The organism is Psychrobacter sp. APC 3426 (assembly GCF_030408035.1).
Taxonomy (GTDB): Bacteria; Pseudomonadota; Gammaproteobacteria; order Pseudomonadales; family Moraxellaceae; genus Psychrobacter.
The window spans coordinates 241,089-253,621 of record NZ_JASDCF010000001.1 but is presented as its reverse complement, the minus strand read 5'-3'; the positions used below and the strand labels follow the sequence as shown (position 1 = coordinate 253,621).

Genomic DNA, 12,533 nt, shown 5'->3' with positions numbered 1-12,533 from the left:
GCGCAGCGCCATCACATGGTTGCATCAAACCTAAGGACTCTCACATGGAATTTACAACCTACTGGCAGTATAGCGATATGGTGACTAGGACTTTGTTCTTTTTACTACTCGCCTTATCTATCATTTCTTGGGTGACTGGTATCATTCGTGTATTACAAAGTCGCAAGCTGGCTGCCAACGTCGCTGACGATTTGAGTCAGCAGGTTGCTGCTAAGCAGTCCGACCTAACAGGTTCTGATGCAGCCACTCATCGATTGGTTACCGAGCAGACACTGCTTAAGCATATCGGTCGCTACCGCTTTGCCAGTGAACGTGGGTTGCCTATCCTCGGTACGACGGCTGCCATTGCGCCATTTATAGGACTTTTTGGGACGGTATGGGGTATTTTTCATGCGCTGCATAACATCGGCACGAGCGGGCAAGCGGGATTGGGACAAGTGGCAGGGCCGGTCGGTGAGGCGCTTATCATGACAGGGCTTGGTATCGCGGTCGCCATTCCAGCTGTCGTTTTTTACAACCTTGCAGTGCGTATCAATCGCCGTGTGATGTATCACGCCAATGATAGGGCGCATGACTTACTGGCACAATCTACCAACTTAGCTATACAACAACCGTCAAAAAATGACAGCTCTGCCGCTGCTAACGTTCAGTCAGAAAATAATAACTTAGCTAAAAAAGACGTTGAGCAACCGGCGCATTATCATCGCTCAGCACACTCTCAGGGCTAGTACTCTCAGAGATATCCTCTCTGGGACAGCAATCGTATCAATGACATTTTGTGGTTAAAAGAGTAGAGCTTTGGGGAAGTGGCAACGTTCTAAATGTGTGTTGAATAACTAAAAGTATTGAGAATAACTATGGCATTTCAGCTGGGTGATGACGACAGTCAAAGTATGAATGAGATGAACCTCATTCCGCTTATCGATATTATGCTGGTATTGATGATTATCTTTTTATTAACGGCGACCGTGCTAAATCCGACCGTGCCGTTAGATTTGCCGCAGACCAGTGCCGAGGTCAACCAAACACCGCCAGAAGCCATTCAAATCAGCATTGATAAAGACGCAGGTTTGTTTTGGGATGATAAACCTATCAGAATGGAGGAATTAGAAGCTCGACTGCAACAGCAGAGCGCAGCTGGCAAAAATCCTTCGATACAATTACGTGCTGATAAAGAAGGTAAATACGATACTGTGGCGCAAGTATTGGCAGCGGCCAGTGAGGCAGGCCTGAGTAAGATAGCTTTTGTTAATGAATAGCATTAGCCGTTAGATACTGTTTATTAAAAAGAGAACGTTAGGCTGTTTACAGCAGTAAGCCTGCAAGAAATACCAGCAGACTTATCAATAAAAAAATCAGCAAGACAATAAGAAGAACAATTAAAATAATAAAATTTTCCTCCGGCCTCGCTTGGCTATCCTTGCGAGGTTTCCTTTATTGTAGACTATAAGTTTTTTTATCAGTTCCAGTGACTCTAGATTGCCATTTAGCAGGCTAAATGGCATCAATTGCCTATATTGAAAGATTACCACGCATAACCAAAGGGACGATAGCCGTAACCATAACCAAAGCGGCCAGGTCCATAACCAAATGGATAGGGCGAACGCAGATAATCAAGGTCGCGCTGACGAATATAATAGTAGCGACCTTGGGAATAGGCCTCCTCTAACTTTTCAATGCCTTCGAGCGGGCAGACAGGCTGCCAGTCATAGCCTTCGCGCCCAAGCTTATAAGCGTTAAGCTCGGTACAGTATTTCTTTAGACCTTGTTGACGTCCTTGTTCCCATTGGATGCGGTTAGGACTTGCCCCGCCGACGCTTGCACATTGATTGGTATAGTGACCAAAATAAGCGCCAGAGCGCCCACGGATACCGTCCGCATAGCCGACTTCCTGCCAGTTACTGGTTTGACACTGCTGCGGCGTGAGGCTTTGCGTCGTTGCACAGCCTGATATGGCCAATAAGGTAGCGCCCATCAGAGAGACAGCGATACCTGATTTACTCACAAGCTGACGAGCAGCTTTACCAGCGAAATCAGCTATCGATGAGTTTAGCTTAATAAGATAATTCATAATAAACCTGCGCGCGTTTAAAATTATGGTTTATCATAGCACTTTTTAGTGGCATTCACTTTTTGTATCTCGTTATCATGCTTGTTTTTGGTTTAGATAAGTATCTGATATATAGGTATATATAGTAGCGTTTTCTCAAGCAATGTGATTCAGGCTTGAGGTTTGGTAAAGACATTCTGCTTGATTTTTAATATTTTGCGCTCATTATAGGCGTCTGTTTATTGACAGGTTTTAATCAAGACGGTTATCTGTATCAATCGTAGCCATTGCATTGTTGGCACTGTTTTTGTTTTTTAGCACCGCATTCATTCAGTCAAAAGGTCAGACCATTATGGGAATATTAATAGGCGTTATCATTGTACTATTCGTATTAGGGAGTATGATGGCGCTCAAACCTAACGGTATCGATCAGCGTTTGGACAAGCTGCGTATGACTGCGCGCCGCTTGCAACTGAATCCAAAGCTTGTGAGCTGCCCTGATTGGATTAAAGGTAAAGACAACGAATATGGTCGCGGGATGCTAGGACAATACTGCCTAGTGCTAGACGATATGCAACTGCCGCATACGCGATATCAAGTGATTGATGGACAGTGGCGACCAGATAGCCGTTTTGTCGATACCTCCACAAAAGATACCAAGCTGACTATCCCGAGTGCCATTCGTTCCAGCCAAAATAATACCAAAACGGATATCAAAAAGCCCAATTTTAGTCTGGATAAGATGCCAATTGATTTGCCTGTTAGTATTGAGCCATTTGTCAAAGGACTATTAACCAAAGCCAATAGCATCGTTATTTATTGGGAAGATATCGCCTATGTGCGTCCATCAACCAATCCTGCCTATCAGCAAAAATTGATTGAGGCTGATTTGCTGGCACTGAAAGAAAACCTAGAAAAATGGGCATTACAAATGCAGAAAAAATCTTAAAACTGGTAAAGCAATTTTTCGTCTCCATTAAAGGGCAATATGCAAGCACTTTTGGCAAACTAGCAGTCATTTTCAGTTGACAGTGTAATACTTAGCAGTGTAACGTCTTTATAACTGACTCTTTGTATTATGGTTATTGTTTGTTTTATAACCGTTTCTATTGGCAGCTACTACTACAATAAACCGCAAGGCTATGATAATTAGCTACCATAAATTGCCATGCTGCTGAATTAAACCTTACTTTTAATCTACTTATATTATGGTGTCGTCACATATGGCAAAAACCACAACCAAAAAAAGCTCAGCATCTGCTGACAGCCCAAAAAAGGGCAAGTCTCTGGTGATTGTAGAATCACCCGCCAAGGCAAAAACCATTAACAAATACTTAGGCGATGACTTTGTCGTACGCTCAAGTATCGGTCACGTCCGTGATTTACCGGTTAGTGCCAGTAAAAGTACCAAAAAAGCTGCTGCTACCAAAAAAGATGACAAACTGAGCAAAGAAGAAAAAGCACAGCAAGCATTGGTACGTCGCATGGGTGTTGATCCTGAGCATGACTGGGCGGCAGTCTATGAAGTATTGCCTAACAAGACCAAAGTCATCAAAGAGCTGAAAGCTTTAGCCAAAGACGCTGACAAAATCTATCTCGCAACGGATATGGATAGAGAAGGGGAAGCAATTGCCTGGCACCTAAAAGAAGTCATCGGCGGTGCAGATAGCAAGTATGAGCGCGTAGTCTTTAATGAGATTACCAAATCTGCTATCCAAAATGCCTTTAAGCAACCATCAAAACTTGATATTGACCGTGTGAATGCGCAGCAAGCGCGCCGCTTTTTAGACCGCGTCGTTGGTTTTATGGTATCGCCGCTGCTATGGCAAAAGGTTGCTCGCGGACTGTCAGCAGGTCGCGTCCAGTCCGTTGCCATGCGCTTAGTGGTGGAAAGAGAGCATGAGATTCGAGCCTTTATCCCAGAAGAATACTGGCAAATCCATGCTGATACTCACGTCACCAATAGTAAAAAGGACGCTGAGCAAATAGCCATTCGTCTAGAAGCGACCAAGCAAGGTGGCAAAACGCTAAAGCTTGTCAATAAAGAACAGACTGACAAAGTCTTAGCAGTGCTGAATGCCAGTGATTTTATTGTCAAAGAGCGCGAAGAAAAACCAACGCAGTCTCGTCCAAGCGCGCCATTTATTACCTCGACATTGCAACAAGCCGCTAGCACGCGACTGGGTTTTTCAGTTAAGAAAACCATGATTTTAGCGCAGCGTTTATACGAAGCGGGTCATATTACTTATATGCGTACCGACTCGACTTTTTTGTCTGGTGATGCATTGGCAGCGGTGCGGGGTTATATCGAAGATAGCTATGGCGAAAAATACGTGCCAGAAAAGCCAAACTTCTATGGCAATAAGCAAGGCGCACAAGAAGCGCATGAAGCCATTCGTCCCTCTAATGTCAATATGAAGTCAACGCAGATGAAAGGGGTGGAACGTGATGCCATCCGTCTGTATGAGCTAATTTGGCGTCAGTTCGTCGCTTGCCAGATGCTGCCAGCGAAATACTTGTCAGTGAATCTATTTGTGGCGGCCAATGATGTTGAGCTAAAAGCGCGCGGTCGTACGTTGGTGTTTGATGGTTATACTAAAGTGATGCCGCCAGCCAAAACTGATGATACATTGCTGCCGGATGTCAAAAAAGGCGATAAGTTAACGCTCGATAAGCTTGATCCGAGTCAACACTTTACCAAGCCGCCACCGCGCTATACTGAGGCAAGCTTGGTGAAAGAGCTTGAGAAAAAAGGCATCGGCCGTCCATCGACTTATGCTTCTATCATCTCAACCATTCAAGATCGTGGTTATGTGAAGCTTGAAAACAAGCGTTTATTTGCCGAAAAAATGGGCGATATCGTCACCGATAGATTGACGGCAAGTTTCCCAGATTTGATGGATTATACCTTTACCGCTGCATTAGAAGACAAGCTTGACCATGTCGCTGAAGGTGATACCGACTGGAAAGATGTCCTCGATAACTTTTATGGCGACTTTAAAACAACCCTAGATCGTGCCAAAGAAAAAGACGGTATGCGCCCGAATGATCCAACCGATGTGCCAGATGTACATTGCGATATTTGTGATCGTCCGATGCAGCTGCGTACCGGTTCAACGGGTGTGTTCTTAGGTTGTACTGGCTATAACTTACCACCAAAAGAGCGCTGTAAAGGCACTAAGAACTTAATGCCAGTCGAAGCGTTTGCCAATCTTGATGATAGCGACAGCGATGATGAAGCGGCTGAAGTTAAAGATTTGATGGAAAAGAAACGCTGTCCGAAATGCGGTACGGCCATGAACGGCTATATCGTTGATGGGGGTCTTAAGCTACATATCTGCGGTAATAACCCTGATTGTGACGGTTATATCTTAGAAGAAGGTAAGTTTGAAGTACCGGGCTCAGATGCTCCAACCATCGATTGTAATAAATGTGATGGGCAGATGGAGCTAAAAACCGGGCGTTTTGGTCCTTACTTTGCGTGTCAAAAATGTGACAATACCCGCAAAGTACTTAAAACCGGTGAAGCAGCGCCGCCGCGTATGGATCCTATCCATTTGCCAGAGCTGAAATCGACCAAGCATGATGATTACTTTATCTTGCGTGAAGGCGCGGCTGGGATGTTCTTAGCAGCATCTAAGTTCCCGAAAGTACGCGAAACACGTGCGCCAAAGCTTGCTGAGTTACGCGAAATCAAAGATAAAATGGAAGATAAGTTCCAGTATCTGTTCGCAGGTCCAGACGAAGACCCTGATGGCAATCCAACCATTTTGCGCTGGTCGCGGAAGAAAAAAGAGCAGTATATCGGCTCTGAGAAAAACGGCAAAGCCACGCGCTGGGGTGTGTACTGGCGTAATGGTGAATGGGTAGAAGAGTAAACCTGTTTTACTTTTACCATAAATTGCTTTAAATAAAAAAACCTCTTAGATAATCTAAGAGGTTTTTTTATGCTATCAATTTTAATAAAACTAACAGTATTGAGCTTTAAAAGTTATTGGCTAAATACGATTAGTTCTTTTCGATGATACCGCAAGCAACGCGATCGCCTGCATTACCAGCTGGCTGGCTAGTATAGTCGTCAACACCGCTGTGCACGATAAAGGCTAAACGGTTAACACTATATTTACCGGCATCAGCAGCGGAGATTTTCTTATTTACAAAGTTGATAGTAGCAACACCATCGGCATTGGCGGTTAAGTTCGGCAAGTCGCCCGCATGACCATTCATATCATCAGGGTTAGAGTGCGGTTTATTATCTGGATTGAAGTGACCACCTGCCGCTTTACCCATATCAGCACAGCTACCCGTTTCATGGATGTGTAGTGATACCGTTTTACCTGGTTGCAGGTTCATGAGCTTACCGTAAACTTGTACGCCGCCATCAACTGGGCGTAGGAATACTTGACCCACTTCATTTTTATTACCAGCGACTGCATTAATAGTAGACTTTAGCGCAGGTTGGCTAAGTGGATTACCAGTTTGCATTTGACCTTCGACCGTTTGGCAACCCGTCATTACTAACGCTGAACCACATAATAGGGCACTTGCAAGCATCGTCTTATTCATTATTATCTCCATTTATATTTAATCGTTATGATGAGTTTCTATAGTTTTAGTTAAGATATTCAAATATTGCCTAATACCGCAACCAGTATAGCCAAGCGTTAGATATAGTTATTCATCAAATACGCAACAATCGGTTAATAAATGTAAGTATCGTATGGGTTTGAAAGCTGTTTACGGTATTTTCTTTACTTCGTTTTGCCATACTAAGGTTGCGCCTGTATCGAGTTTTTGAGTCAGTAAATAATGAGGTAGGCTTGAGGCGTCGAGATTGGTGTTTAGTAATCTTTGCAAGGTTAATTGGCTTTTACTTAACTGTTCAAGTTCTCTAATTTTATCTTCAGCAGCTTCACGTTGAGGACTACAGCCCATCATTGTTTGCGGGCTTGATCCAATTAATAACTTATTGTCAGGCGTTAAAATGTAAGAACCACCAACACCATTACAATCAGAGCTAAAGCCAACATGATGCTCATCGTTATACACTGGGTAAGCAAAATAGGCAGTCACTGGAAAATCTGGACGACTAAGCTCAACGATGGTTTTTTGATTGCTATCGACTGCGCTTACCAATCGCCATTGATATTCTTTTAGAAACTCATAAGTAATGGGTAGTCCCGTTACTGGTCGTAGGGTCTTAAGTGTACCTTCAAATACAAGCTGCTTGTCCTGAACATTTAAGACCAGCTCATAAGGCGTTGGTTTTTTTGGAGTAAGTTTATTCAAAAATGAAAACGATTTTGTTTGTGTAGATGGGGAAGTGATTCTAAGGTTAAAACGTCCTCTGCCGTATTCAGGAAATAATCGTTCTAAATACTGAAAGATATTGTGAGCTGCTTGTTTATCAGTTATTAAGCAAGAAGGCTGCGTAATGGTAGTTACGCCGTATGAGCTGTAAGTGTACTCTTGATAACCATCATGGTTTAAGCGATAGCGCTGGCAGTCATATTTAAACACTAAATTGCTAGGACGCACGTCAAGCATTAACGGCGGTACGGTATCGACATCATTAACAATACCTTGATTGTCTATCCAGCGCACCAATTTCCAATCAAAGCGATTGACACTTTCAACATTTATCACTTGCTCAGATAGTATTGGAGCAGAAGTGCTAGAGCCAGTCACTATTGAGTTAGCAGGTGTAGAATTATCTTTTGCAATATTAGACTGACAACCTATTAATGCTACCGGAAGCGAAGCAGTAAGTAATACAGATAGAGTTAAGCGATTTGAAGTCAGGTGGTTTAACATTATGGCTATTACCAAATAAACATTTGTCTAAAATATAGCACAAGGTCTTAACCAAATTGTTTTTATTATTACCAAAAAAAGCCGCCCATCATGACGATGAGCGGCTCTTCAATTTGTAAGACTGGATTAGTAACGAATCAGATTAGTTATGCAGCACTTTGCTTGAGGTTTTATCAACCGTCACCTTAGCAGGTTTAAGCGGTACTGGCATACTCACCAACGCAACTTTTAATATCTCATCAATCGTCGCGACTGGCTGAATAGTCAGACCAGCTTTGACGTTATCAGGGATATCGGCCAAGTCACGCTCGTTGGTCGCTGGAATCAACACATGCTTGATACCACCGCGATGTGCAGCAAGTAGCTTCTCTTTTAGACCACCGATGCGTAGGATTTTACCGCGCAAGGTAATCTCGCCTGTCATCGCAATATCTGGGCGAATGGCAATACCTGTCAAGGCAGAGACCAACGCTGTGGTTAGTGCACCACCAGCCGATGGGCCGTCTTTGGGCGTCGCGCCTTCTGGCATATGCACGTGGACGTCAGTAGTCTTAAAGGTCTCATAATCGATACCTAAGCTGTCACCGCGGGCACGCACCACACTCATCGCTGCACGAATCGACTCTTTCATCACATCGCCGAGTGAACCGGTAAAGCTAAGCTCGCCTTTACCTTTCATCGCCACCGCTTCGATGGTTAATAGCTCACCACCGACTTGTGTCCAAGCAAGGCCCGTAATACGACCAATCTCAGGCTCTTCTTCTGCTAGACCATAGTCATACTGATGGACACCTAGATAGTCATCGATATTTTTGTCATCGACTACTACCAGCTCACGTTCTGCTTTCTTAGGAGCGCGTGCGCCATGATTTTCGACCGAACCGCGAACGACTTTACGGCAGATTTTATTGACTTCACGCTCAAGGTTACGTACACCGGCTTCACGGGTATAGCTACGCACGATGCTATGTAATGCCGCTTCTACAATCTCAATTTCACCTTCTTTAAGACCGTTGTTTTTAATCGCTTTTGGTACTAGGTATTTCTGCGCGATATTGACCTTTTCTTCTTCGGTATAGCCCGGCAGACGAATGACTTCCATACGGTCAAGCAGGGCAGGCGGAATATCCATGCTGTTGGCAGTACAGATAAACATCACTTGTGATAAATCTAAGTCCATATCGAGATAATGGTCGTTAAAGGTATCGTTCTGTGAAGGGTCTAATACTTCAAGTAACGCTGATGCTGGATCACCGCGGAAGTCTTGCGCCATTTTATCGATTTCATCTAATAAGAATAGCGGGTTTTTAACTTCGACTTTTGCCAGTGATTGGACGATTTTACCCGGCATCGCACCGATATAAGTACGGCGATGACCACGGATTTCCGCTTCATCACGGACGCCGCCAAGCGCCATACGGACAAACTTACGACCCGTTGCACGTGCAATCGACTCACCCAACGAGGTTTTACCAACACCCGGAGGACCGACTAGACAAAGAATCGGACCGCGCAGCTTTTTCACTCGTGATTGTACGGCGAGATATTCTAAGATGCGATCTTTCACATCTTGCAAGCCATAATGGTCTTCGTCTAGGACGGTTTTGGCTTTATCTAAATTAATCGAAACTTTGGTTGTGGCATTCCACGGCGTATCCAAGATCCATTCAATATAGTTGCGCACCACTGATGATTCACTCGATGCAGGTGGCATCATTTTGAGTTTCTTCAGCTCTTGCTCTGCTTTTTTGCGCACATCTTCTGGCAAGTCAGCATCTTCTAGGCGCTGCTCAAGCTCAGCGACATCATCTTCACCATCGAACGCACCGTCATTCATATCTGACAGCTCATTCTTGATGGCTTTCATCTTCTCGTTTAAGAAGTACTCGCGCTGATTGTCTTCCATTTGCTGACGAACCGCATCTTGTATATCTTGCTCGATATTCTGCTCAGCGCTTTGCTTCACTAAGTACTCGGTCAAGGTATTGATATGGGTTTTGATATCGTCGTCTTCTAAAAACGATTGCTTAACCTCAAGATCCATCGACACGCGGGTTGAGATGAAATAGACCAGTTCAAGCAAATCATCGATGCGTTTGGCCACGCGAGTTAGCTCACGCGCATTACGCAAACGAGCATCTGCATAGCTCTCAAACAGCGTGGTTAAGGCCTGAATGGTATTTTTTTGCTGGCTCTCATCCATACTGACATCGAGATCAGCACGCTCAAAGTTTGCCATTAATAGCTCGTCATGACTCTCAATCGAATCAACACGTGCACGGTACTGACCTTCAATCAATACTTTGATGCAATTTTCATCGCTATCATGTGGCATGGTGCTGACGATGCGGCACACAGTTCCGTATTGATACAAGTTGTCTTGATCAATATCTTCAGTCAGTGAGTCTTTTTGTGCCACGACCAACACTTTATTGCCATATTCTGCCTGTGCCAATTCAACGGCTTTTACCGATGGCGCACGACCAACAAATAAAGCTATCTGCATGTGTGGATAAACGACGACATCACGCAATGCTAAAAGTGGTAAGTAGTTATCTGTACCATCATCTTTAGCTGCAAAGCTGATATCAGTGTTATCTTCAGCATGGTTCTCAGTATCGCTTTCAACGTTATTTTCAGCAGTAGCGTCTTTACTATCGTTGTCCTGAATAGTTTCAGCGGCTGCATCTAATGCACTGTCATCAGCCAAAGCAGATGATAAGTCGATGTCGATGTTGTCTTTATCAATATTATATTCACTCATATATTCTTTCCTCGTTCACCAGACTTGTAAAGTCAAGTTCGTGGTTCATGTTTAGATAAATGGTGCTCACAGACAAAATTGCAAGGGTTTTTGACCAAGACATGCGCTTATCTTTGTCAAATAACCCTATTCGTATGAATATAATGACCATACAGCGGTTTGTTTTATGAATGATGTGTTGAGGCATGAGTAAAGGTTTGGCGTTATTAATTCTATGAACAACGATTTCTCTGGTATCTCACGGGTTCTATGCATAGGCTTTGTAGCCAAAATAAGGTAAAATGACGCCCGTCTAAAACGCTGCTTTCAAAGCCAGTTTGAGCAAGTTAATTTGGACACTAGAGCAGACTTTATTAGTTTTAATATATGAAGGGTTTTAAGATATCTTCAGTTTGAAGATATTAGCGAGTCTTAATCAAGCAAAAGCAAAAGGGGCAACACATGACCATCAACGCGGTACTACTGGCAGTCGTTATCATGCTAGGGCTGTCACTTTCGCGAGTACACGTGGTGCTCAGTTTATTGATTGGCGCGCTGGCAGGCGGGTTACTAGCAGGTCTTGGGATAACTGAGACTTTAGAGGCCTTTCAAGAAGGTATCCGTAATGGCGCGCAAATCGCCCTATCTTATGCGCTACTTGGTGCTTTTGCGGTGGCGATTGCGCACTCAGGGTTGCCGCAGTCATTGGCAGGGGCGGTTATCAAGCGCATTGATGCAGGCGGTACTGGTGGCATGATTAAATACATGCTATTTGCAGGCTTAATCACCATGAGTTGCTTTAGCCAAAACCTAATCCCCATTCATATTGCCTTTATTCCACTGCTCGTGCCGCCATTATTGCTCGCCTTTAATCGCATGCAGATTGATAGACGCTTAATTGCTTGTCTGTTGACCTTTGGTTTGGTCACTACCTATATGTTTATCCCATATGGTTTCGGTGATATTTATCTCAATCAAATCATGCTAAAAAACGTCGGTGAAGCGGGTATTGATATCACCAATATCTCTGTGGTTAAGGCCATGGCAATTCCGGCACTCGGTATGTTGGTTGGTTTACTGACAGCAGTATTCATCAGCTATCGTAAGCCCCGACAATATCAGCAAGTGGCAATAGATAAAGAAGCTCGCGATGCCGCTCTTCAGAGTCAAAGGTTAGAAGGTGATGAGCTAAGCAAAACCACCGCTGGTGCGCAGTCTCAAAGTAAGTTAAAGACGCTTATTGCGCTAGCTGCCATTGTTACTGCCTTTGTTGTGCAGCTCTATACAGATTCGCTCTTGCTCGGCTCGATGTTTGGATTTGCGGTCTTTATGGCGACGGGCGTGGTCAAATGGCGTGAAGCTGATACGGTCTTCAATGACGGTATCAAACTGATGGCGATGATTGGCTTTATTATGATTACCGCGCAGGGCTTTGCAGAAGTCATGAAAGCGACGGGTGAGATTGCACCGCTGATTGATGGCGCGACCAACTTATTTGCCGGTAATAAAGCCATTGCTGCATTGGTTATGCTTGGAATTGGTTTAGTGGTCACAATGGGTATCGGCTCGTCATTCTCGACTATTCCGATTATTGCCGCGATTTATGTGCCGCTATGTATCTCTTTAGGGTTTTCGCCATTGGCAACGGTTGCCATTATCGGTACGGCTGGGGCGTTGGGTGATGCGGGCTCTCCAGCATCAGACTCGACCCTTGGTCCAACCTCTGGTCTGAATATCGATGGCCAACACGACCATATCAAGGACAGCGTGGTGCCGACATTCTTGCATTATAATATTCCATTGTTGGTATTTGGTTGGATTGCGGCGATGGTGTTGTAGGTTTTTAACATGCGTGAAATTCTCAGTAGTTTTGTAGGGTGTACCGTGTGCACCTTACAGTTTTCATTGATTTTTAATTAAAGCTAA

The 12,533-nt window shown here is 44.1% G+C and carries 9 protein-coding genes; 5 read left to right on the top strand and 4 right to left on the bottom strand.

The window, feature by feature from the left end; all coding sequences use genetic code 11:
* Nucleotides 1-44 precede the first annotated feature (44 nt).
* Complete coding sequence (locus QL919_RS01130; RefSeq protein WP_290187761.1) at nucleotides 45-728, top strand: MotA/TolQ/ExbB proton channel family protein; 684 nt, start codon at nucleotides 45-47, stop codon at nucleotides 726-728.
* Between the two features lie 129 nt (nucleotides 729-857).
* A complete protein-coding gene (locus QL919_RS01125; RefSeq protein ID WP_290187760.1) occupies nucleotides 858-1,259 on the top strand; it encodes a biopolymer transporter ExbD in 402 nt (133 codons plus the stop codon).
* Between the two features lie 266 nt (nucleotides 1,260-1,525).
* Here QL919_RS01125 and QL919_RS01120 read toward each other — a convergent pair whose 3' ends face one another.
* Nucleotides 1,526-2,071, bottom strand: a complete 546-nt coding sequence (locus QL919_RS01120) for a DUF2799 domain-containing protein (protein ID WP_290187759.1) — start codon at nucleotides 2,069-2,071, stop codon at nucleotides 1,526-1,528.
* A 331-nt stretch (nucleotides 2,072-2,402) separates the two neighbouring features.
* On the opposite strand from QL919_RS01120, the gene QL919_RS01115 reads away from it, so the two are divergent.
* Both QL919_RS01115 and topA read left to right on the top strand, forming a co-directional pair.
* Nucleotides 2,403-2,999: a hypothetical protein gene (locus tag QL919_RS01115; RefSeq protein ID WP_290187758.1), complete on the top strand. Its 597-nt coding sequence runs from the start codon at nucleotides 2,403-2,405 to the stop codon at nucleotides 2,997-2,999.
* A gap of 274 nt (nucleotides 3,000-3,273) precedes the next feature.
* Nucleotides 3,274-5,928, top strand: a complete 2,655-nt coding sequence (gene topA, locus QL919_RS01110) for a type I DNA topoisomerase (protein ID WP_290187757.1) — start codon at nucleotides 3,274-3,276, stop codon at nucleotides 5,926-5,928.
* Between the two features lie 130 nt (nucleotides 5,929-6,058).
* On the opposite strand, the gene QL919_RS01105 is transcribed toward topA, so the two are convergent.
* The 3 genes from QL919_RS01105 to lon form a co-directional block, all read right to left on the bottom strand.
* Nucleotides 6,059-6,616, bottom strand: a complete 558-nt coding sequence (locus QL919_RS01105; RefSeq protein WP_183620600.1) for a superoxide dismutase family protein — start codon at nucleotides 6,614-6,616, stop codon at nucleotides 6,059-6,061.
* A 171-nt stretch (nucleotides 6,617-6,787) separates the two neighbouring features.
* Entirely contained in the window at nucleotides 6,788-7,864 is a 1,077-nt protein-coding gene (locus QL919_RS01100) for an META domain-containing protein (RefSeq protein WP_290187756.1), read from the bottom strand.
* A 142-nt stretch (nucleotides 7,865-8,006) separates the two neighbouring features.
* Nucleotides 8,007-10,628, bottom strand: a complete 2,622-nt coding sequence (lon, locus tag QL919_RS01095) for an endopeptidase La (RefSeq protein WP_290187755.1) — start codon at nucleotides 10,626-10,628, stop codon at nucleotides 8,007-8,009.
* 441 nt (nucleotides 10,629-11,069) lie between these two features.
* Between lon and QL919_RS01090 the strand changes: the two genes are divergently transcribed.
* Nucleotides 11,070-12,446: a Na+/H+ antiporter NhaC family protein gene (locus QL919_RS01090; protein WP_290187754.1), complete on the top strand. Its 1,377-nt coding sequence runs from the start codon at nucleotides 11,070-11,072 to the stop codon at nucleotides 12,444-12,446.
* Nucleotides 12,447-12,533 lie beyond the last annotated feature (87 nt).